Annotated in this window: 25 protein-coding genes; 11 read left to right on the forward strand and 14 right to left on the reverse strand. The window is 63.6% G+C overall.

Annotation, left to right across the window (positions count from 1 at the left end):
- Window positions 1-61 precede the first annotated feature (61 nt).
- Window positions 62-1,102, reverse strand: a complete 1,041-nt coding sequence (locus ASE60_RS00795; RefSeq protein ID WP_057247841.1) for a hydroxyacid dehydrogenase — start codon at window positions 1,100-1,102, stop codon at window positions 62-64.
- A gap of 197 nt (window positions 1,103-1,299) precedes the next feature.
- Window positions 1,300-1,611, reverse strand: coding sequence for a hypothetical protein (locus tag ASE60_RS00800; protein ID WP_057247842.1), 312 nt, complete (start codon window positions 1,609-1,611; stop codon window positions 1,300-1,302).
- Window positions 1,612-1,719: 108 nt separating this feature from the next.
- Between ASE60_RS00800 and ASE60_RS00805 the strand changes: the two genes are divergently transcribed.
- Window positions 1,720-2,346: a ribonuclease D gene (locus tag ASE60_RS00805; protein WP_057248232.1), complete on the forward strand. Its 627-nt coding sequence runs from the start codon at window positions 1,720-1,722 to the stop codon at window positions 2,344-2,346.
- A 35-nt stretch (window positions 2,347-2,381) separates the two neighbouring features.
- Here ASE60_RS00805 and ASE60_RS00810 read toward each other — a convergent pair whose 3' ends face one another.
- The gene (locus ASE60_RS00810) at window positions 2,382-2,741 is read right to left on the reverse strand and encodes a YqaA family protein (protein ID WP_082615689.1); all 360 of its coding nucleotides are present in this window, start codon (window positions 2,739-2,741) and stop codon (window positions 2,382-2,384) included.
- A 68-nt stretch (window positions 2,742-2,809) separates the two neighbouring features.
- On the reverse strand, window positions 2,810-3,091 hold the full coding sequence (locus ASE60_RS00815) for a SelT/SelW/SelH family protein (RefSeq protein WP_057247844.1): 282 nt from the start codon (window positions 3,089-3,091) through the stop codon (window positions 2,810-2,812).
- A 220-nt stretch (window positions 3,092-3,311) separates the two neighbouring features.
- Here ASE60_RS00815 and ASE60_RS00820 point away from each other — a divergent pair, with 220 nt between their 5' ends.
- On the forward strand, window positions 3,312-3,767 hold the full coding sequence (locus ASE60_RS00820; protein ID WP_057247845.1) for a DoxX family protein: 456 nt from the start codon (window positions 3,312-3,314) through the stop codon (window positions 3,765-3,767).
- A gap of 129 nt (window positions 3,768-3,896) precedes the next feature.
- On the opposite strand, the gene rnk is transcribed toward ASE60_RS00820, so the two are convergent.
- Window positions 3,897-4,310: a nucleoside diphosphate kinase regulator gene (gene rnk, locus ASE60_RS00825; RefSeq protein ID WP_057247846.1), complete on the reverse strand. Its 414-nt coding sequence runs from the start codon at window positions 4,308-4,310 to the stop codon at window positions 3,897-3,899.
- Window positions 4,311-4,663: 353 nt separating this feature from the next.
- Between rnk and ASE60_RS00830 the strand changes: the two genes are divergently transcribed.
- The 4 genes from ASE60_RS00830 to ASE60_RS00845 are packed head-to-tail and all read left to right on the forward strand — an operon-like array spanning window position 4,664 to window position 7,001.
- On the forward strand, window positions 4,664-5,419 hold the full coding sequence (locus tag ASE60_RS00830) for a type 1 glutamine amidotransferase (RefSeq protein ID WP_057247847.1): 756 nt from the start codon (window positions 4,664-4,666) through the stop codon (window positions 5,417-5,419).
- Complete coding sequence (locus tag ASE60_RS00835; RefSeq protein WP_057247848.1) at window positions 5,416-5,895, forward strand: GFA family protein; 480 nt, start codon at window positions 5,416-5,418, stop codon at window positions 5,893-5,895. The genes ASE60_RS00830 and ASE60_RS00835 overlap by 4 nt, the downstream gene beginning before the upstream one ends.
- A complete protein-coding gene (locus ASE60_RS00840; RefSeq protein ID WP_057247849.1) occupies window positions 5,892-6,455 on the forward strand; it encodes a sugar O-acetyltransferase in 564 nt (187 codons plus the stop codon). The genes ASE60_RS00835 and ASE60_RS00840 overlap by 4 nt, the downstream gene beginning before the upstream one ends.
- 33 nt (window positions 6,456-6,488) lie before the next feature.
- A complete protein-coding gene (locus ASE60_RS00845; protein WP_057247850.1) occupies window positions 6,489-7,001 on the forward strand; it encodes a GNAT family N-acetyltransferase in 513 nt (170 codons plus the stop codon).
- Between the two features lie 77 nt (window positions 7,002-7,078).
- Here the strand turns inward: ASE60_RS00845 and lepA are convergent, their stop codons facing one another.
- Together lepA and ASE60_RS00855 are read right to left on the reverse strand one after the other, a co-directional pair.
- The gene (gene lepA, locus ASE60_RS00850) at window positions 7,079-8,914 is read right to left on the reverse strand and encodes a translation elongation factor 4 (RefSeq protein WP_057247851.1); all 1,836 of its coding nucleotides are present in this window, start codon (window positions 8,912-8,914) and stop codon (window positions 7,079-7,081) included.
- A gap of 61 nt (window positions 8,915-8,975) precedes the next feature.
- Window positions 8,976-10,217 carry an MFS transporter gene (locus ASE60_RS00855; protein WP_057247852.1) on the reverse strand — a complete coding sequence of 414 codons (1,242 nt, stop codon included), beginning with the start codon at window positions 10,215-10,217 and terminating at the stop codon, window positions 8,976-8,978.
- A gap of 220 nt (window positions 10,218-10,437) precedes the next feature.
- Here ASE60_RS00855 and ASE60_RS00860 point away from each other — a divergent pair, with 220 nt between their 5' ends.
- The 4 genes from ASE60_RS00860 to ASE60_RS00875 all read left to right on the forward strand — a co-directional run bounded on the left by ASE60_RS00860 (window position 10,438) and on the right by ASE60_RS00875 (window position 13,312).
- The gene (locus tag ASE60_RS00860) at window positions 10,438-11,016 is read left to right on the forward strand and encodes a helix-turn-helix domain-containing protein (protein ID WP_082615690.1); all 579 of its coding nucleotides are present in this window, start codon (window positions 10,438-10,440) and stop codon (window positions 11,014-11,016) included.
- A 2-nt stretch (window positions 11,017-11,018) separates the two neighbouring features.
- Window positions 11,019-11,552, forward strand: a complete 534-nt coding sequence (locus ASE60_RS00865) for a GNAT family N-acetyltransferase (protein ID WP_057247854.1) — start codon at window positions 11,019-11,021, stop codon at window positions 11,550-11,552.
- A gap of 281 nt (window positions 11,553-11,833) precedes the next feature.
- A complete protein-coding gene (locus ASE60_RS00870) occupies window positions 11,834-12,859 on the forward strand; it encodes a histone deacetylase family protein (protein WP_057247855.1) in 1,026 nt (341 codons plus the stop codon).
- Between the two features lie 99 nt (window positions 12,860-12,958).
- Window positions 12,959-13,312: a hypothetical protein gene (locus ASE60_RS00875; RefSeq protein ID WP_057247856.1), complete on the forward strand. Its 354-nt coding sequence runs from the start codon at window positions 12,959-12,961 to the stop codon at window positions 13,310-13,312.
- A 56-nt stretch (window positions 13,313-13,368) separates the two neighbouring features.
- Here ASE60_RS00875 and ASE60_RS00880 read toward each other — a convergent pair whose 3' ends face one another.
- Window positions 13,369-14,007, reverse strand: coding sequence for an exopolysaccharide biosynthesis protein (locus ASE60_RS00880; RefSeq protein WP_057247857.1), 639 nt, complete (start codon window positions 14,005-14,007; stop codon window positions 13,369-13,371).
- 243 nt (window positions 14,008-14,250) lie between these two features.
- On the opposite strand from ASE60_RS00880, the gene ASE60_RS00885 reads away from it, so the two are divergent.
- Window positions 14,251-14,913 carry an OmpA family protein gene (locus tag ASE60_RS00885; protein WP_057247858.1) on the forward strand — a complete coding sequence of 221 codons (663 nt, stop codon included), beginning with the start codon at window positions 14,251-14,253 and terminating at the stop codon, window positions 14,911-14,913.
- 52 nt (window positions 14,914-14,965) lie between these two features.
- Here the strand turns inward: ASE60_RS00885 and ASE60_RS00890 are convergent, their stop codons facing one another.
- The 6 genes from ASE60_RS00890 to epmA all read right to left on the reverse strand — a co-directional run bounded on the left by ASE60_RS00890 (window position 14,966) and on the right by epmA (window position 21,001).
- Window positions 14,966-15,790: a class I SAM-dependent methyltransferase gene (locus tag ASE60_RS00890; protein ID WP_057248233.1), complete on the reverse strand. Its 825-nt coding sequence runs from the start codon at window positions 15,788-15,790 to the stop codon at window positions 14,966-14,968.
- A gap of 98 nt (window positions 15,791-15,888) precedes the next feature.
- Window positions 15,889-17,316 (reverse strand): MFS transporter, encoded by a 1,428-nt coding sequence (locus tag ASE60_RS00895; protein ID WP_082615691.1) that lies wholly within the window; start codon window positions 17,314-17,316, stop codon window positions 15,889-15,891.
- A gap of 88 nt (window positions 17,317-17,404) precedes the next feature.
- Window positions 17,405-18,298 carry an RNA polymerase sigma factor SigJ gene (sigJ, locus tag ASE60_RS00900; RefSeq protein ID WP_057247859.1) on the reverse strand — a complete coding sequence of 298 codons (894 nt, stop codon included), beginning with the start codon at window positions 18,296-18,298 and terminating at the stop codon, window positions 17,405-17,407.
- Window position 18,299: 1 nt separating this feature from the next.
- Window positions 18,300-18,731, reverse strand: coding sequence for a carboxymuconolactone decarboxylase family protein (locus tag ASE60_RS00905; RefSeq protein WP_057247860.1), 432 nt, complete (start codon window positions 18,729-18,731; stop codon window positions 18,300-18,302).
- A gap of 168 nt (window positions 18,732-18,899) precedes the next feature.
- A complete protein-coding gene (locus ASE60_RS00910; RefSeq protein WP_057247861.1) occupies window positions 18,900-19,952 on the reverse strand; it encodes a lysine-2,3-aminomutase-like protein in 1,053 nt (350 codons plus the stop codon).
- Window positions 19,949-21,001 (reverse strand): EF-P lysine aminoacylase EpmA, encoded by a 1,053-nt coding sequence (gene epmA / locus ASE60_RS00915; protein ID WP_057247862.1) that lies wholly within the window; start codon window positions 20,999-21,001, stop codon window positions 19,949-19,951. The genes ASE60_RS00910 and epmA overlap by 4 nt, the downstream gene beginning before the upstream one ends.
- Window positions 21,002-21,028 lie beyond the last annotated feature (27 nt).

Raw genomic sequence — 21,028 nt, forward strand, 5'->3', positions numbered from 1 at the left:
TAAAACACGTTAACCGGCGGGATGCACGCCCCGCCGACACCCGCCTCAAAAAATCGCTGGGTCAGTTCACCGTCACCGGTTTCGAGCGCATGCGCGCGACGGTTTCCCGCTCGGCCCGCTTGCAGCGCATCGGCGGCAGGTTGCGGTCCATCAGATCCATGTCCTCGAGCACCATGTCGCCCATCTTCTTGAAGGCGCTGTCGAGCGCGCCGGCGCGGTGGGCGGAGCGCAGGAAACCTGGCAGGCGGCGAACCGGATGATCGAGCGGTAGCGGCTCTTCCGGAAAGACGTCGCTGGCCGCCACGATATGGCCGCGTGCGACCGCCGCCATCAGCGCATCGAAATCAACGACGCCGGCGCGGCTCAAGAGGATGAAGGCAGCGCCAGGGCGCATGCGGGCAAAGGCCTTTTCGCCGAGGAAGCCTTCGTTCTCGCTGGTGACCGATGCGACGACGAAGACGAAGTCGCTGTCGCCGAGGACCGTATCGAGCGATGCCGGCTCGACGCCGTTGTCCCTCAGGATCGAGGCTGGCATCCAGGGATCGAAGACGCGGATCCTGGCGCGGAAACCGGAGAGCACGCGGTTCAGCGCCTTGCCGAGATCGCCGAAGCCGATGATGCCGATGTCGGCGCCGGCGAGAAGCCGCGCCGATCGGTTGCCGTCGCCGCCCCACAGTTCACGGCCTTCGCGGAAGGCAAGGTCGGCGTCGACGATGCCGCGGGCGATGTTGAGCGCCATGGCAAGGCCGAGTTCGGCGACCGGTTCGGCAAAGACCTGACCGGTGGTCACCACATGGATGCCGCGCGCAAACAGCACCTCGTAGGGTATGTTGTTGATCAGGTTGCTCTCGACATTGAGGATCGCCCGGAGTTGTCCCATGCGCTGGAGCGTTGCATGATCGAGCGGCGGCTGGCCGATGATGTAGCGCGCTTCGGACAGGATATCGTCGCTAAGCCCGGCGATATCGTCCGGTTCGGCTTCGACGATCCGGTAACGCTGGTGCAGGTCCTTCAGCGCCTGCGGCGTGAAGATCAGGTCAAGCGTGCGTGGAGCGGGCGCGCTGATGGCAAGCGGCCGATTGTTGGCCATAATATCGGGCATGGTTCCTCCCACTGCATGTTTCCTTTGATCGTAACCGATTCAAGGATGAAAACATGCAGCAATTCAAAGTGCTGTAGGCGGAGGCAGTCCCGCTTCCGTACCGTCAGGCTAGGAAGAAATCCCCGCCTTGCCAAGCGGCGTGGTCGTCGAGGAGGCAAGCTTGCGAGCAACGCGACGGGCGCCGAGGCACGCCTGCTTCAATAGCCGAGGCCGCGTTTCTGGCGATAGAGCGACGGCGGCAGGTCGCTGCCCTGGAAGACCGGTCCATCACCGCGGCGGCAATTGTAGATCGTGTCGTAGACGGGGCCGCCGCGGGCCGTCGATTCGAACGGATAGTTGCGGTCGACGAAGGTCTGTTCGCAGACGGTATGGTCTCCGCCGCCATTCAGCGGATCCATCTGGCGCACGCCGGGCAGGTCCCGGTAGGTCTGTGCCGTTGCCGGGACGATGGAGAGCCCCAAAGTCAGCGCGAGGGCCGAAAGGGCGAGAGCGGAGCGAAAAGACGTCATTGTCAGGACTTTCGAACGGGCGACCGTCTGGCGGGATACGGTAACGGTATCGCCGGCGCCAAACTTGCGCTATAGGCCACACCACTTCGTTTGATCTGGGGATTTTCGATGGCGAATGCAATAAGGGTCCATGAAGGCGACATTTCCGCAGCCGATGCTGCGCGCTATACCGGTGCGATCGCCATCGACACTGAAACGCTTGGTCTCATCCCCCGCCGTGACCGTCTCTGTGTCGTACAGCTTTCGCCGGGCGACGGCACCGCCGACGTCATCCGCATCGCCGCCGGCCAGAGGCAAGCGCCGAACCTCGTCGCCATGCTCGCCGATCCGGCCCGCCAGAAGATTTTCCACTTCGGCCGCTTCGATATCGCCGTGCTCTTCCACACGTTCGGAGTGACGACGACGCCGGTTTTCTGCACCAAGATCGCCTCGCGGCTGACCCGGACCTATACCGACCGCCACGGCCTCAAGGACAATCTCAAGGAAATGCTCGACGTCGACATTTCCAAGCAGCAGCAGTCGTCCGATTGGGCGGCGGACATCCTCTCGCCGGCGCAGCTCGAATATGCGGCTTCCGATGTACTGCACCTGCATGCGCTGCGCGACAAGCTGACGGCCCGCCTGCTTCGCGACGGCCGCATGGAGCATGCCGACGCCTGCTTTGCCTTCCTGCCTACGCGCTCCAAGCTTGATCTGCTGGGCTGGGACGAGACGGATATCTTCGCTCACAGCTGAGCCGTGATCGCAACGTCTGATCGCTTTGCTTGGCGTCAGGGCGTCAGGTACAGGACGACGGCATAACGTGCCGCCTTGCCGATGGCGACGAACAGCAGGAATAGCGGCAGCTTCATGCGCAACAGGCCGGCGACCAGCGTCAGCGGGTCGCCGATGACGGGCAGCCAGGAAAGCAGCAGCACCGGCTGGCCGTAGCGGGCAAAGAGCGCCTCCGCCTTCTGTCGGCTTGCCGGAGAAACCGGAAACCAGCGTCGACCTTCGAAGCGGATCAGGAAGCGCCCCAGCGCGAAGTTGACGACGGCGCCGAGCACGTTGCCGAGCGTTGCCGCAACGAACAGGGCAGGGCGGCTTGTTTCTCCATGCAAGGCGGCAGCAACGACTGCAGCCTCCGACATGCCAAAGAGCAGCGTCGCCGACAGGAACGCAGCGGAAAAGACGCCGGCAAGAATTCCGAAATCCAGGATCAGCTCCTGTCCGTATGGCCGAGATCGCGCTCCGGATCGATGATGTCGCGGATGCGCTGTTTCAGTTCCTTGGGACCGGGGAAGCCGCCGTCGCGCTTGCGTTCCCAGACGAGCGCGTCATCGACGCGGATCTCGAAATTGCCGCCGGTGCCGGGAATGAGCGCCACTTCGCCGAGCGATTGCCCGAAGGTCTGCAGCAGTTCCTGTGCCATCCAGCCGGCGCGCAGCAGCCAGTTGCATTGGGTGCAATAGAGGATGGTGATACGCGGTTTCGGATCCATCGGCCTGGTCTCTGACGTGTGTCGGGGCGGCGACCATACCGGCGGCGCCAGGTGGAAACAACTGCGTCGCTCCGCCTCAGATGCTCACGTCCTGCTCACATAATTGTCAACAAATATAGTCATGTTTTTATCGGGGGATAGCTTGCTTTGCGCTGCCGTCGCGGCGAGACAATGCGGCATTGCACAAATTGTCGCACCCCAACCGCCGGAGAGGCCATTCATGACCGACGTCACCGCTTCCAGTTCCCGCCCGCGTACCATCCTGCCGGCGCTGGAAAAAATTTATCTGCCGCTGGATACATCAGCCGAGACGCTGCTGCGTGTTCTGGCGGGTGCCCTGCTCGCGGTCCACGGCTTCGGCAAGATCACCGATCCCTTCGGCGCGATCGGCATGGTTGAAGGCCTCGGCTTTTATCCCGGTGTCTTCTGGTCACCGCTGCTGGCTGCGACCGAATTCTTCGGCGGCATCCTGATCGCGATCGGCCTGCTGACGCGCCCGGCTGCTTTCGCCGGCATGATCGTTCTGCTTGTCACAGTCTACTTCCACGGCATCGTGCAGGGCGAGGGTCTCTTCGGCGCGGAGAAATCCATCCTCTGGGCAGCGATCCTGTTCTTCTTCGCCATCCGTGGCGCTAACAGCCAGTCGGTCGACGCAAAGCTCGGCAAGCAGTTCTGATCGATCGAACGTTGACTAGGGAAACGGGGAGGCGGTGAAGACCGGCCTCCCCGTTTTCGTTTGGCGGCACGTAGCGCCCACGCCGCCGGCCTGCCTTCAGAGAATACGCGATTCCGGATGGAAACCGTTTCACACTTTTCCTGGAATTGCTTGGGGCGTCACGCTGCGAATGGTCATGCGGTGGACCTTGCCCGACCGGTCCTGCCAGTCGATCGACTGGCCGACGGAAAGACCGATCAGGGCTGCTCCAACAGGCGTCAGCACCGAGATGCGTCCGGTCTCGATATCGGCCTCGCCGGGGTAGACGAGCGTCACCTGCTTGGCAAAGCCGTTGTCCGCCTCGAAGGCAACGCTGGAGCCCATCTGCACGCTGTCGGCAGGCAGCGCCTCTGGCGCGCCAATGCGGGCGCGGTCGAGCTCTGAGAGCAGCGCTTCGGCCACGTCGGGCACGCGGTCGAGCGCGGAGGACGCCAGCGCCGTCAGCCGCTTGTGATCGTCGGCATTGATGATGATGGGGGGAAGTTTCTTGCGGGATGCCGCCATGATGTGACCTGCCGTGTTCGGCCGTGGCGCCCACGGGCGCACTCGGAATCAATTTTCTGGGAATTCGGCGCTCGTTCAGCCGCGTCTAAAATTTCTTCTGCCGACGCGAAAGGCTCCCCTTACCCGGAGAGCGCAAGCATCCGGGCTGGGGTCAGGTTCCTGCGATCGGGCACACCCGGAAGCAGTGATAGGAAGAAATCGTCGACATCATGATGCCCCAAAGGTCGGAAAGTTTGACCGGGAAGTCAAGGCCCGTGGCGGAAGCGCAAAGCGCAGGGCGGATCATCGCGCCTCTTGAACAGCGGCCACGCTCGTGTTCAATCTCGGTTCGCGACGGCGAAGGGAAGGTGACGATGCGGGTATTGGTGGTTGAAAACATGGCGAAGACCGAGCTCGGCCAGGTGGGCACGGCGCTTCGCGAGGTCAAGGCGCAGATCGAGATCCACCGCGCCTATCTGGGCGAAACCGTTCCTGCAACGCCCGAAGGTTATGATGCGCTCGTCGTGCTTGGCGGCGAGCAGAGCGCGCTTGACGATGCCACCTATCCCTATTTGCCTGAACTCGCCGCACTGATGCGCGCCTTCGGGGACAGCGGACGCTCCGTGCTTGGCATCTGCCTCGGAAGCCAGCTTCTTGCGCGCGCCTATGGCGGGGAAAATCTGCTGGGCGCCGCCAAAGAGTTCGGCTGGTGCCAGATCCAGGTGCGCGGCGAAGGCGCTGAGGACCCGGTGCTGTCCAGCGTCGGTGAGAGCTTCCCGATCTTCCAATGGCACGGCGATACCTTCACCCTGCCCGAGGGCGCCGTGCATCTCGCCGAAAACGCCGTCACCACCCATCAGGCCTTCCGCATCGGCCGCGCCGCCTATGGCACCCAATTTCATTTCGAGGCGGACACCCATCTCGTCGAGGACTGGAACCGTGCGTTCCCGGATACGATCAACCGGCTCGATCCCACCTGGCTTGCCCGCTATCGTGAGCACGCCGCCCGCCATGGCCGGGAAGCCGATGCTGCCGGCCTGACGCTGGCGCGCGCCTGGGTGGCGACGATCGGTCGGCGTGTGGGCGCCGCCGCGATCGCGGATCCGGTATTGGAGGAGATGGACAGATGAGCGAGACACTAAACGGCGGTTGCTTCTGCGGCAGGATCCGATACCGGCTGAAGGCCGCGCCGATGTTCGTCAATTGCTGCCATTGCAGCGATTGCCAGCGCCAGGTCGGCAGCGCTTTCGTCGTCAACGGTGTCATCGAGCGCGAAAACATCGAGCTCACCGAGGGCGAGCCCATCGTCGTCACGCTCCCCACCGACAGCGGCCGCCCGCACGACGTCTATCGCTGCGCCGAATGCCAGACGGCGCTCTGGAGCGACTATGGCCGGCGCAGCTGGCTCTCCTTCCTCCGCATTGCGAGCCTCGACCGTCCCTCGGACTTCCCGCCGGATGCGCACATTTTCACTCGCTCCAAGGTGGAGTGGCTGTCGCTCGAAGGCGGCGCTCCAGCCTTCGAGATCTATTACGACATGAAGACGATGTGGCCGGCCGAAAGCCTGGCCCGGCGCGAAGCGGCGGAAGCAAAGGCAAGAGCATGACCGCCAGCGAACGCGACAAGATGGCCGCAGGTGAATGGTACTCGTGCCTCGATGCCGAGCTCGATGCGCTTCGGCTGACGGCACGCGAAGCGGTCCACCAGCACAACACCATGTCACCGGCCGCGCGCGGAAGCATGGCGCCGGCTTTGCGTGCACTGTTCGGTGCGGTTGCCGATGACGTCTTCATCGAAGCACCGTTCCATTGCTCCTACGGCATCAACACAAGTCTCGGCGCCCGCGTCTATCTCAACGCCGGCTGCACGATCCTCGACAGCGGTCGGGTGACGATCGGCGAGGGCACGATGCTGGGACCGAGCGTGCAGATCTATTGTGCCGAGCACCACAAGGACGCGGATCTGCGTGGCCAGGGCCTCGAAGTCGCCCGCCCGGTGACGATCGGCGCGGATGTCTGGATCGGCGGCGGCGCCATCATCCTGGGCGGTGTGACCATCGGCGATGGTGCGATTGTCGGCGCCGGCGCGGTGGTGACGAAGGATGTGCCCGCCGGGGCGACCGTCGCCGGAAACCCGGCACGCCCGCTGCCGCGTGCAGGAAACTGAATACTTTAGACCTTTTCAAGGAGTGTTTTTCTTATGGTCGATGCGACGAAAACGATCCATGTGCGCCCGGCGCGGCGGGACGATGCGCCTGTTCTGTGCGCCTTCCTCAACGAGATCATCCGGATCGGCGGCACCACCGCCCATCAGACGCCGTTCACGCCAAAAAGCTTTGCGGAACACTATCTCGAAGGTCCCGGCTTCGTCAGTTGCTTCGTTGCGGAGGATGAGAATGGTGAGCCTTGCGCTTTCCAGGGACTGGAGCGCTCGGACGGAATACCCAAGGATTGGGCCGATATCGGCACCTTCTCCCGCCCCGGCAACAAGGTCAAAGGCGCCGGCACGGCGCTTTTCGAGGCCACCCGCGACCACGCCCGTTCCATCGGCTTCAAGGCGCTCAACGCCACCATCCGCGCCGACAACGTGGGCGGCCTCACCTATTACGGCAGGATGGGCTTCACAGACTACAAGATTGATAAGGCGGTGCCGCTGAGTGACGGGCGGCTGGTGGATCGGATTTCGAAGCGGTATTTGCTCGACGCGGACTGACGCGCGTCTTAGTGGCAAACCAAAAAGGGCGACCCGAGGCCGCCCTTTTCAAACGTAGAAGCATGCGGTTCTGCCGCTTACTCGTCGCCCATCTTGAGTGCGGCGATGAACGCTTCCTGCGGGATCTCCACCTTGCCGAACTGGCGCATGCGCTTCTTGCCGGCCTTCTGCTTTTCCAGAAGCTTGCGCTTGCGGGTGGCGTCGCCGCCGTAGCACTTGGCCGTCACGTCCTTGCGCAGCGCGGAGATGGTTTCGCGGGCGATAACATTGCCGCCGATTGCCGCCTGGATCGGGATCTTGAACATGTGCTTCGGGATCAGTTCCTTGAGCTTCTCGCACATCTCGCGACCGCGCTTTTCCGCCGCCATCCGGTGTACCATCATTGACAGGGCGTCGACCGGCTCGCCGTTGACGAGGATCGACATCTTCACAAGGTTGCCTTCCTTGTGGTCGGTGATCTGGTAGTCGAACGAGGCGTAGCCCTTGGAGATCGATTTCAGGCGGTCGTAGAAGTCGAAGACGACTTCGTTGAGCGGCAGGTCGTAGGTCAGCATCGCGCGGGTGCCGACATAGGTCAGCTCGATCTGGATGCCGCGCCGGTCCTGGCAGAGCTTCAGGATGCCACCGAGATAGTCGTCGGGCGTCAGGATCGTCGCACGGATCCACGGCTCGTGGATCTCGGCGATCTTGACGACGTCGGGCATGTCGGCCGGGTTGTGCAGCTCGCGTTCCGAGCCGTCGGTCATGAACAGCTTGTAGACGACCGAAGGGGCCGTCGCGATCAGGTCGAGGTCGAACTCGCGCTCCAGCCGTTCCTGGATGATTTCAAGGTGCAGCAGACCGAGGAAGCCGCAGCGGAAGCCGAAGCCGAGAGCTGCGGACGATTCCATTTCGAAGGAGAACGACGCGTCGTTGAGGCGCAGCTTGCCCATGGCCGAACGCAGGTCCTCGAAATCGGCGGCGTCAACCGGGAAGAGGCCGCAGAACACCACCGGCTGTGCCGGCTTGAAGCCCGGCAGCGCCTTGGCGGTCGGGCGCTTGTCTTCGGTGATGGTGTCGCCGACGCGGGTATCGGCCACTTCCTTGATCGAGGCGGTGATGAAGCCGATCTCGCCCGGGCCGAGCGCATCCATCGCGACCATCTTCGGCGTCAGCACGCCGACACGTTCGATCGTGTACTTGGCGTCGGTGCCCATCATCCGGATGGTCATGCCCTTCTTGAGCGTGCCGTCGATGATGCGCACGAGAACCATGACGCCGAGATAGGTGTCGTACCAGCTGTCGACCAGCAGCGCCTTCAAGGGGGCCGCATCGCCGCCGTCGCTCTTCGGCGCCGGCAGCTTGGTGACGATCGCTTCGAGCACGTCGGGAATGCCGAGGCCGGTCTTGGCCGAAATCAGCACGGCGTCGGACGCGTCGATGCCGATCACTTCCTCGATCTGTTCCTTGATCCGCTCCGGTTCGGCGGCGGGAAGGTCGATCTTGTTGAGCACGGTGACGAGCTCGTGGTTGTTGTCTATCGCCTGGTAGACGTTGGCGAGCGTCTGGGCTTCCACACCCTGGGAGGCGTCGACGACGAGCAACGAGCCTTCGCAGGCCGACAGCGAGCGCGAGACTTCATAGGCGAAGTCGACGTGGCCGGGCGTGTCGATCAGGTTGAGCACATAGGTTTCGCCATCATTGGCCTTGTAGTGCAGACGCACCGTCTGGGCCTTGATGGTGATGCCGCGCTCGCGTTCGATATCCATGCTGTCGAGCACCTGCTCGGACATCTCGCGCTCGGCGAGGCCGCCGGTGGACTGGATCAGCCGGTCGGCAAGCGTCGACTTGCCGTGGTCGATGTGGGCCACGATCGAGAAGTTGCGGATATGCGAAAGGGGCGTCTTCGAAGATGTTGTGCTCATGGGCCGCATATAGCAGTGCCTTCAACCGCCGCAAAGCGGGAAATGAAGGCTTCGTTCACTATAAATCGGGCTATTCGGCGCCTGCCTCAGCATCGACGAGCGCGCCGGCATTCGGCACCTGTGCGCTCCTGATCTCGAAGCTTTCGCGCTCGGCTGCTGGCACCTCGTCGCGTTTCCTCAGTCGCATGAGCACGAAGAGCGCATAAAGTGCTGCAACCGCCATCGCCGCATAGATGAAAGTGCGCTGCCCGAACACCGGTGTCAGCAGTGTCACCAGCATCGGCACGACGGTCGCGGCGATCGACCAGGCGACCAGCATGGTGCTGGCAAGCGGCACGAAATCGGCGGGATCCGTACGGTCGTTGGCATGGGCGTTGGCGATCGAATAGACCGTCTCGATCGCGCCGGCAAAGAGCGCAAAGACCAGCATCAAGAGGATCAGATTGCTGAAGGAGGCGGAGAGCGCGAAGAAACCGGCGACAAGGATCAACAGGCAGGTGCCGATCAGCACAAGGCGTCGGTCGATCCGGTCCGACAGCGTGCCCATCGGATACTGGATGGCGATGAGCCCAAACTGCATGACGAACATCAGATTGGCGACGTCGCGCTGGCTGACATCATTGGCGGCCGCATAGATCGGCGTGAAGCCCTGCACCACCATCGACAGGCCGCCGGCGGCAAGCACGCCGATGAAGGCAACGGGGGAATTGCGCCAGACCATCGGGATATCGATGCTGACCTTGGCCGGTGCCGGCGGCGTCGGCAGCCGCGTCAGGCCGATCGGCAGAAGCGCAAGGGCGGTGAAAAAGATGGTCACGAGCGGCGGCAGGTTGCCATCGGCCGGGATCTGCCCGAACAGCCAGGCGCCGGTGCCGAGCCCGATGACATAGGCCATGTAGAACAGCGCCATCGCCTTGCCGCGCCAGTGGTTCTCACTCGCATGGTTCAGCCAGCTCTGGGCGATAATGAAGTTGGTGTTGCCGGATGCACCATAAATGCCGCGGGCGAGTACCCAGAGAAGCGGGTGCATGCCGAGCGCGATCGTCAGTGCCGAGAGGATGACAAGCGCCATCGAGCAGGAGAAGGCGCGGGCATGGCCGACGCGGCGGATCATCGGCCCCGCGATGACGCAGCCGACGAGCCCGCCGAAGGCGATCATCGTCACGGCCGCACCCGGCACCCAGTCCGGCGCGTCCGAGCGCGTCAGCGCGAAGGGCACATAGGCGAGCATCATGCCGTTGCCGATCGCGACCGAAGTCATCGAGGCAACGATACTGGCGATCGAGGTCAGCGAGGAGGGCTGCGTTGTCATGTCCAACCTGTCGATGGAAGGCCGCGCCTTCGGGCGCGCTGGCGTGATGGATGAGGACTATCTAAAGTATTGAAGTGTAAGCTTTTCTCGTTTCTGCTCACGAAGCTGCCATGATAGCCGAAAGGCCGTCGATGCGCTGTCGCCAAAGCGGCATCGCATGCCCGTATTTTCAGTCTTTCCCAGTCTTGACTCCACTATATGAGAAATGCAATCTCAAATAATGGAAAACATCACCGACCCCCTCGAACATGCCATCGGCGAGCGCATTCGCACCCTGCGCACGGAGCAGAATCTGACGCTCGACGAACTCGCCACCAGCTCCGGCGTCAGCCGGGCGATGATCTCGCGTATCGAGCGTGGTGAAGCGAGCCCGACGGCCCAGCTCCTCGCCAAGCTCTGCAGCGCGCTCAGCACCACGCTTTCAGCGCTCTTCGCCTTCGAGGCTAAGGAAGCATCTCCGCTTGCAAGGCGTGCAGACCAGCGCCTCTGGCGCGATCCGGAATCCGGCTATCTGCGCCGCTCCGTCTCGCCGGATGGCCTCGGCTCGCCGGTCGATATCGTCGAGGTCGAGTTTCCGCCGGGTGCGCGCGTCGTCTTCGAGCGGCAGCCGTCTGACCGAGGGATTACCCAACACCTCTGGCTCTTCTCCGGTCGGCTGGAACTGACAACCGAATCCGGCTCCCATTCGCTGGAAGCAGGCGACTGCCTGTTCATGGGGCTGGGGGCTGGCCACATCTTCCACAACCCTCACGATGAGCCGGCTCACTATGCCGTCGTCCTCTGCCGCACCAAGGTTTGATCATGTCCGATATCCAGATCCGTCTGCTCGATGAAACCCAGGCCCGCGCCGCCATGCCGGCGCTTGCCGAGGTACTGTCCGATTGCGTCGAGGGTGGCGCCTCGGTCGGTTTCATGCAGCCCTATCCGCCGGAATGCGCGGTTGCCTATTGGCAGGGCGTCGCCGAAGCGGTTGCCGGCGGCGACACGCTGCTGATGGTGGCGGAGGAAGCGGGCCGCATCCTCGGCACCGTGCAGGTCGGCGTTGCACAGATGCCGAACCAGCCGCACCGCGGCGATCTGAAGAAGCTGCTCGTTCATCGCGCAGCCCGCGGCAAGGGCCTGGCGCGGCGGTTGATGGAGGCTGTCGAACGCGAAGCGGCGGCGCGCGGCAAGACGCTGCTGGTGCTCGATACGGCGACCGGCAGCGAGGCGGAGGCGATCTATCCGCGCCTGGGCTGGGAGCGCGTTGGCGTCATTCCCGATTATGCGATGTGGCCGGAAGGCGGGCTCTGCGCCACCACGTTCTTCTACAAGCGGATCGCGTTGAGCGAGTGATCGACATTGGTGAAATTGCCCCTCACCCTAACCCTCTCCCCGCGGGGCGGGGAGAGGGGACGAGCCCGCCTCACAGTATTGTTGCACCGAGCCGTGGTGAGGGGGAGGTTCACGGTGCGATGCCTATTGTCGCCCGCGAGCGGGTGCCGCGAGTCTCCTTCGCCCCGCTGGCGGGGAGAAGGTGGCCGGCAGGCAGGATGAGGGGCCCCGTCGAGGTTGCGAAGTCCGAAACCTTGGGTACGGTACCGGCACCCGTCGATTGCCTTTCAGGACACCTCCCCATGCGCATCTTCTACACCGAGGATCATAAGCTCCGCGACGCTAAGACCGAGCTCTTCGGTGGCGAACTCGTGCCGCCCTTCGAGGCGCCGTTCCGTGCCGAATGGATTCTCGCGGCGGTAAGGGAAGCGGGTTTCAAAGATGTCGTCTCGCCGGAGCGTCACGAGCTCGAGGTCGCCCTTAAGCTGCACGCGCCCGATTATCTCGAGTTCCTCGAAACCGCCTGGTCGCGTTGGGTCGCCGACGGCTATCGCGGCGAAGCGATCGCGACCTGTTTCCCGGCCCGACGCATGCGCCAGCACCCGCCGAAAGATATCGACGGTGCGCTCGGCTACTATTCCTTCGCGGCGGAAACGGCGATCACCGAAGGCACCTATGCAGCTGCACGGGCGGCGATGGACTGCGCCATCTCGGCTGCCGACCACATCCATGCGGGCAACCGCGCCGCCTTCGCGCTCTGCCGTCCGCCCGGTCACCATGCGGCGATCGATCTTTATGGCGGCTATTCCTTCATCAACAATGCCGCCTGTGCCGCCCAGCGCCTGCGCGATCACGGCGCCCGCAAGGTTGCGGTGCTTGACGTCGACTTCCACCACGGCAATGGCACCCAGGATATCTTCTACGAGCGCGGAGACGTCTATTTCGCCTCGCTCCACGGCGATCCCGTCGATGCCTTCCCCTATTTCCTCGGCTTTGCTGACGAGGAGGGCGCCGGCGAGGGGCTTGGCACGACGAAGAACTATCCCTTGCCGCGTCGTACCGGCTACGATGTCTGGTCGGATGCCATGGCCGACGCGCTGTCACGCATCGCCGCCTTCGGTGCTGAGGCGCTGGTCGTCTCGCTCGGCGTCGACACTTTCGAGCGCGACCCGATCTCGTTCTTCCGGCTGACGTCTGAAGACTACATCCGCATGGGCGAGGCCCTGAAACGCTCAGGCTTGCCGGTCGTCGTCTGCATGGAGGGCGGCTACGGCGTGCCGGAAATCGGGCTCAACGTTGCCAATGTGCTGACGGGCCTCTCCGGCTGAGCACTCGTTGTTGAAAAACAGCAGTGCCCTCTATTGACCTCAACTTTACTTGAGGTCGTACGACTGCTCCTGTTCAAAAGAGATCAGAGGAAAAGAGTAATGAGCAGCCTATCGAATACGTCCGTTGTCGCGCCGCTTTACCGCATCAACAAGTACACCGTGCCGGTCGAGGCGCGGCAGCAGTTCGTCGAACTGGTGGACAAGACGCTGGCCGTCATCCGCAAGCAGGATGGCTATGTGAAGGACCTGTTCCTGGAACAGCATGCCGGCCCGGGCCAATTCGATTTCATCACCATGATCGAGTTCGCCAATGCCGACGTCGCGCCCAAGGTCGCCGCTGCACTCGGCGAGTTCGACCGCCAGCTCGGCCTCGATCGCGAGGCAATGATGAAGACGCTCGGCATCCGCACCGACTTCGCCAGCTACCGGGCCTTCGGCGGTCTGGCTGCTTGAAAAACGAATGGCCCGGCAGTCAGCCGGGCTCACCCAATGTCACGGAACGAGTTTCGTCAGGAGACGAAGAAAGACGACAGTCCCTGACCGGCGGCGAAGGCCATGTAGGCAAGCACGGTGAAATAGACAGTCGTTGCGATCAGGAATAGGTAGCCGCCGGCGACCATCAGCCCGTCGCGCTGGATGATGCCGAGCGAGAGCAGCAGGATCGCGATTCCCGGCAGTGTGTTCGACAGAGGGATGAGCCCGAGCGGGAACATCAACAGCACGCCGCCGGCCATGATCATCAGCCCGTTGAAGCGGTTCATCACCGCGCCCTGCGTCAGGAAACCCAGGCGCGGGCGGACGTAGCGATCGAGCTTGGAGACGATGCTCGCCCCCTTTTGCAGGGTCGGAACTAGCTTTTCTGTCTCGATCTTGCGGTCGAGAATGCGTTGCGGCACCCAGGGCAGGCGGTTGAGGGTGATCGATACGGAGATCAGGATGATTGCGGCGCCGAAAACGGTGCTGACGCCGGGGATCGACACCGGCAACAGGAACGGCAGCGTCAGCAGGGCGCAGAGCAACAGAAATCCCTGTTCGCCGATCTCGGTCATCAGTTCGCGCAGCGTGATCGTCTCGCCGCGAATGGAGGCAATCATGCCGTTGAGCGTGTCGCTGAGACTGCGTTGCGTGTCGCCGAACTCGATTGCCATCAAATCTGCCTCGTCTTTATCAATGAGCGGCGGCGGAAAGCCGCACACATTTATCCTGGTCGCTAGATGTCCGTCCTATCAAGGGCATGTGAAGGATCGGTTATAGTGGCCCGACCGGCACACCCGGTCCGAGCAAACCGGCATTTGCCGGTAAACCATGGCGTGATTGGGACGCCTCTTCATCTTCCTGCCGCAATCGCTAGTATGAAGCACCTTTGAGCACCAATGGGGACAACTGATTCCATGATCAAGAAATGCGCCATTCTGGCTGTTGCGGCCATCTATCTTTCGGGATGCACGACCACCGATCCCTATACGGGTGAGCAGAAGATGTCGAACACCGCCGGCGGCGCGCTGATCGGCGCGGGCCTCGGTGCAGCGACCGGTCTGCTCGTTGGCGGCAGTGCTGCCGGACGGCGCGACTCGGCGCTTGTGGGCGCCGCAATCGGCGGCCTCGGCGGCGGCCTGATCGGCAACTACATGGACAGCCAGGAAGCGGAACTGCGCGCCCAGCTTCAGGGCACCGGCGTTTCGGTCACCCGCGCCGGCGACCGCATCATCCTCAACATGCCGTCGAACATCACCTTTGCGACCGACCGCGACCAGGTGATCCCGGCCTTCTACGACACGCTGAACTCGGTAGCGATCGTGCTGCGCAAGTTCAACAAGACGATGATCGACGTCGACGGTCACACCGATGCGACCGGCAGCGCCTCCTACAACCAGGGCCTCTCCGAGCGCCGTGCCGCCTCGGTGGCCAACTACCTGGCAGGCCAGGGCGTCGACCAGCGCCGCATGTCGGCCATGGGCTACGGCAAGGAGCGTCCGATCGCTTCCAACGCGACCGAGTCCGGCCGCGCGCAGAACCGCCGCGTCGAAATCTCGATCGCGCCGATCAAGGCCTGATCGGCAGACATCGATTGCTTGCAAGGGGCTGCGCCGCGAGGCGCGGCCTTTTTCATGTCTGCTTGAAACGGTAGCGCAGCAGGCGCCCCATACGGCGCAGCATCGGGACCGCGCTGAAGAACTGGATCGCGATCCGCGCCATCGGTGACATGCGCGCGATCTGCGCGGCATCGTAGTTGTAAATGTCTTCGAGCAGTGTCAGCCCGGGCACGCCCCTCTCCAGCGACCGTGCGTCCTCGATCCCCCAACGAAGCTCAGCACCTGTTGCACGCAAGGACGGGTTGAAGCGCAGCAGTTCGATGCCGAGATGGCTGTAGGCGTCGAAGACGATCTCGCCGCCGGCAAGGCAGGTGACGACCCGTCGCAGGAGGTCCCGCACTTCCTGATCGCGAAGATAGGGCAGCACCCCTTCGGCGACGACGATCGTCGGCCGATTGTCGGGGATGCGGTCGATCCAGTCCCGCTCGGTAATGGAGGAGGCGATTGCAGTGCAGCCGACGCGATCGGGAAAGAGGCGCTGCCGCAAGGCGATGACATCCGGAAAGTCGACGTCGAACCAGGCGACGGAGGAAGGCGGATCGAGCCGCAGGATCCGCGTGTCGAGGCCGCAGCCGAGGTTGAGCACGATCGCATCCGGATGGCTCGCGATGAAAGCCCTGGTCCATCGGTCGAGCAGATAGGCGCGCATCGCGATGCCGATCGTCATGTCGTGACCGACATCAGGCGCTTTCGCCTTGCCGTCGAGGCGCCGCAACAGCTCGGCAGCAAAGCGATCGTGCAGAAGAGAATCGGGTAGTGCGCTCTCCGCAGCCTTCGCTCGAAGCGTGATCAGCAGCGTTTCGCGCACGCCATGAAGGCCGATGCCCTCGGCTTCCATCGTTTCCTCCTGACCGCGCTCCATCGAATGAGTCGGGACGCCGCAGTCTTTTCGTTGCGACCCGCCGTCGTTTCGGCGGGCCGCATTGCCCGATAGGCTCACGCCACCGTGCGTCTCGCGCGCCGTACGCGCCTGGCGGTCAGCACTGCCAGCACGGGCAGCAGCGCGAACAGACCGAAAAGCCAGGTCGTCGCGAGCGCCACGCCACCCTCCGACGACGCCTCGATCCCGGCGAGGTTGGCAGTCAGTCCGGCAAGCGCTGCGCCGAGTGCAGCGGCAAAGAGCTGGACAGTGGTGATCGAGCTCGATGCCTTCTCCGCTTCGCCCTCCGGCGCGAATTCGTAGACGGCGGTAACGATATGCGGCCAGGCAAAGCCCATGCCGAAGCCGACCGCGATGATGCCGACGCAGAGCGGCGCGGCGATCACCAGGAACTCTGCGCCTGCCATCGGCATGAACAGGGCGATCAGGGCCAGGCCGATAAAACCGAAGGCCGGACCGGCAAAGATTGTCTGTTTCGCCCGTTCTCCGTGCCAATGAGCACTTGTCATCGATCCCGCCGTCCAGCCGATCGACATCAGCGCAGCGATATAGCCGGCCACCAGTGGCGATAGCCCATGCAATTCTTGCAGCAGGTACGGCACATAGATCTCCGGCTGCAGGCCGACCATCAGCAGGGTGATCGTAGCATAAAGGGCGGCCAGCGGGGAGGTGAGTGTGAAGCTGCCGGAGGGCAGAAGCTTGCCCGTCACTCGACGTTCGACGAATAGAAGGCTCAGGAACAGGAGGATCGCAACGCCGACGCAGCCGATCTGCTCCGAGGCCATCGTGCGCGTGCTCGCGACCGAAAGCGCAAGTACGATGCCGACGAGGAGCAGGAGTTGCAGCAGAGGGAGCGGCGTGCGCTCCTCTTCGCCGGTGGCCTTGCGCGGCAGCGTCGAGAAGGCGAGTGCGGCAAGCAGCGCCGTCAGCGGCAGGAGAGACCAGAAGGCAACGCGCCAGGTGGAGAACTCGGCAAACATGCCGCCGATCGCGGGCCCGATCAAGGTCGCCGTTCCCCAGGTTGCCGAAATCAGCCCGATGGCGCGGGTCCAGAGTTCGGGCCGGAAGACCTGCCGGATCACGCCGTAGGCGAGCGCATAGAGCAGGCCGCCGCCGAAGCCCTGGATCGCGCGGCCGGCAAGCAGCATCGCCATCGAAGGGGCTGTGGCGCAGAAGAGCGTCCCCAGGCCGAAGACGAGCGCGCCGATCGCATAGGCGCCGCCGGCGCCGACGGCGCCGAGCAGCCGCGCCGACAATGCGGCGCCGAGGATCGAAGTCGCGACGAAGACGGTGGTGCTCCAGGCATAATATTCGAGCCCGCCGATCTCGCGCACGATCGACGGCATGATCGTCGTCACCACGTAGATGTTGAGCGCATGCAGCGCGACGCCGCCGCTGAGCACCAGCGAATGCACGGCGTTTTCGCCCGTCAGCAGCGCGCGCCAGCCGGCTTCCTGTGGGGGAGCGGGAGTTTTTTCAAGCATGTCAGTACCTCACGCAGGACATCGCAAGCGAACGCGCACCGGCTCATCCGGTATCGGAAGATCGCGTTCGCTCGGCGGTGCCGCTATGTCAGTGGAGCGCAGCCTCGCCAAAATGCGTGAGCTTGTCCGGGTTGCGCATGATGAAGATGTCGTTGACGTTTCCGTCACGGTCATAGCCGAAGGCGACCGTCGCGGCGATCTCGTTTTTCGCCTCGTCCCGAAGCACGATGCCGCGACCGCCATTGATGTCGCCGATTTCCCAGACGTAATGCGCCCAGTATTCGGTAAGCCGATCGATGATGAAGGCGAGCACGGTCTCCTTGCCGGAGAGCACGCCAAGCACGGTCGCCACCTTGCCGCCGCCGTCGGCCGTCAGCTTCACGTCGGCCGAAAGCAGCGTCGTAAGTCCGGCGACGTTGCCGCCGTGGATTGCCTGGTGGAACGCGGATAGCAGCTCATCCTGGCGCTCGCGCGGGGTCTGGTGCCGGGTTTTCTCCAGGCCGATATTCGTCTTGGCGCGCGATACCAGCTTGCGGGCGGCCGTCTCCTGCATGTCCAGGGTTTCCGCCACCTCGTCATAGGGCTGGCCGAAAATCTCGTGCAGCAGATACGCTGCGCGCTCCTTCGGTGTCAGCCGCTCGAGCATCAAAAGGAATGCGGTGGTGAGCGAGGAGGTCAGCGCCAGCTTCTCCTCGGCATTGTCGTCGCTTGTCGTGTGGATCGGCTCGGGCAGCCACGCGCCGACATAGTCGACGCGTTTGCGGTGCGCGGCCTTCAGCAGATCCAGGCAGCGGCGCGTGCAGGCGGTCGTCAGCCAAGCCGCCGGCGTTTCGATCGATGCCCTGTCGACCTCCTGCCATTTCAGGAACGTGTCTTGCACCGCGTCTTCTGCATCGGCGCGCGAGCCGAGGATGCGGTAGGCAAGGCCGAGGAGGCGCGGGCGCGCCTCCTCGAAGATCTGCATGTGCTGCCTGTCATTCATGTCAGTGCCTCGAAATCTGGATGCGGTTCCAAAGGTTGATCATCGCCACCGTCGAGGTGATGACGCTGATCTCCTTCTCGCTGAAGTGCTGGCGCAGCTCGGCGCGGAGCGGTGCGAAGTCGGTGCGCGGTTCGAGTTCGGTCAGCGCTTCGGTCCAGGCAAGCGCTGCCTTCTCGCGCGGTGTGAAATCATTCACCTGGTCCCAGACGATGATTCGGTCGAGCCGTTCGTTGCTCTCGCCCTCGGCGCGGGATTCCTTGGTGTGCATCTTCACGCAGAAGCCGCAGCGGTTGATCTGCGAGGCGCGCAGCTGCACGAGATTGTGGATCGTCCGGTCGAGCCCGTGCAGGTCCATGGTCTTGTGCACATCGGCGAGCGCGCCGAGCACATCCGGGATTTCCTGTTCGTAGCGGACGGCTTTCGTATCGGTCATGGTCTCAACTCCATCGTTGTTGTGTTGCCTATGACCATGTGACGATTGACGTCGAAAGCCTGTGACGCGGCTCTACGATTTTTCTCGAAAATCGCCAAGAAAAATACAGGTCCGCAATATTTAGATGAAATTTCAATGTGTTGGCGAGACGCGATTTCTCGCGGCGTATCAGGCTTTCGGCGGGTAGCTGTGCTCGCCGCCGCGAAAATCGGTGACCGTGTAGCAGCCGCCGCCATCGGCCGCGATCGTCGCGGCGCTGATGACCGCCTTGCCGTGACCACCTGGAATGTCGAGGATGTAGGTCGGCTGGCAAAGGCCGGAGACCCGGCCGCGCAGGGCTGCGACCAGCGCCTGGCCTTCCTCGATCGACAGACGGAAATGGCTGGTGCCAGGGGCCAGATCCGGGTGATGAAGATAATAGGGCTTGATCCGTGTCTCGACGAAGGCGCGCATCAGGCTAGCCAGCACATCCGCGTCGTCGTTGACGCCCCTCAAGAGCACCGACTGGCTGACCATGACGATGCCGGCATCGATCAGTCGTGCCGAGGCGGCGCGCGCCTCTTCAGTCAGCTCGCGCGGGTGGTTGGCGTGCAGAGCCACATAGGTCGCCTTGCCGTTAGCCTTCAGTGCAGCGATCAATTCGGCGTCGATGCGCGACGGCTCGACCACCGGTACGCGGGTGTGGAAGCGGACGATCTTCACATGCGGGATCGGTTTCAGCCGTTCCATGAGCTCGGTGAGCCGCCGCGGCGACAGCACCAGGGGATCGCCGCCGGTGAGGATCACCTCCCAGATTTCCTCGTGTTCGGCGATGTAGGCGATCGCCGCATCGAGTTCGGCGGGTGTCAGCGTGCCGAGCCCCTGCGGCCCGACCATCTCGCGGCGGAAGCAGAAGCGGCAATAGACCGGGCAGACATGCACGGCCTTCAAGAGCACCCGATCCGGATAGCGATGGACGATGCCGGCAACGGGACTGTGCGGCTTGTCGCCGATCGGGTCTTCGCGCTCTTCGGGAAGCAGCGTCAGCTCGGCGGCATCGGGCACGAACTGCCGGGCGATCGGATCGGCGGGATCGGTGGGATCGATGAGGCCGGCAATGACAGGGCTGATCGCAACCGCATAACGCTCGGCGACGGCGGCAACCGCGGCCTCATTGCTGCGGTCGACGAGACCTGCCTCAACGAGCTCTCGCGCAGTCTTGATCGGGCGATGTACGTTCACGGCTGCGTCTCCGCCACCGGTGCCCAGAGCACCTGGTCGATACGCGACGCACCGGTTGCAAGCATCACCAGCCGGTCGAAGCCAAGCGCAATGCCGCTCGCTTCGGGCATGATCGCGAGTGCTGCCAGGAAATCCTCGTCGAGCGGGTAGGTCTCGCCGTAGACACGCGCCTTTTCCGCCATTTCCATCTCGAAGCGCCGGCGTTGTTCGGCGGCATCCGTCAACTCGCCGAAGGCATTGGCGAGCTCGACGCCGCAGGCATAGAGCTCGAAGCGCTCGGCGACGCGCCGGTCGCGCGCGGCCGGTCGCGCCAGCGCCGCTTCGGCAGTCGGGTATTCGTCGAGGATCGTCGCACGGCCGAAGCCGAGATGCGGCTCGACCTTTTCCACGAGCACGCGGCTGAAGAGATCGGCCCAGGTGTCGTCGGAGGCGACCCGAAGTCCGGCTGCGGTCATAGCTGCGGCGAGGCGCTCGCGGTCGGTCTCGCCGTCGGCGGCGACCGAGGTCAGCAGGTCGATGCCGGCAAAGCGCTCGAAGGCGTCCGCGACGCTCAGCCGCTCGGGCTTGGCGAAGGGGTCGCAGATGTGTCCCTGGAAGGTGAATTGTTTGGCCCCGGTGGTCTCTGCCGCAAGAGCGAGGATCTCGGCGCAGTCGCGCATCAGCGCCTCGTAGCTTTCGCCGGCGCGGTACCATTCGAGCATGGTGAATTCAGGGTGATGCAGCGGTCCACGCTCGCGGTTGCGGTAGACATGGGCGAAACAGGCGATGCGCCGTTCGCCGGCGGAAAGCAGCTTCTTGCAGGCAAATTCCGGCGAGGTGTGCAGATAGAGTGGATGGCTCGATCCGTCGTGATGGAGAGCCTCCGTCGCGAAGGCGTGCAGATGCGCCTCGTTGCCGGGCGAGACCTGCAGCGTCGCCGTGTCCACCTCGATGAAATCGCGTGTCTCGAAGAACCGGCGCAGGGCCGATTGGATCCGGTTGCGGCCGAGAAGAAACGGGCGCCGGTCGGCATGGACATCGGGTGTCCACCAGGGTGAGGCATGCGACATGATCGGTTCAGTCCAGGCTTTCTTCGC

Source organism: Ensifer sp. Root278 (assembly GCF_001429285.1).
Classification (GTDB): domain Bacteria; phylum Pseudomonadota; class Alphaproteobacteria; order Rhizobiales; family Rhizobiaceae; genus Ensifer.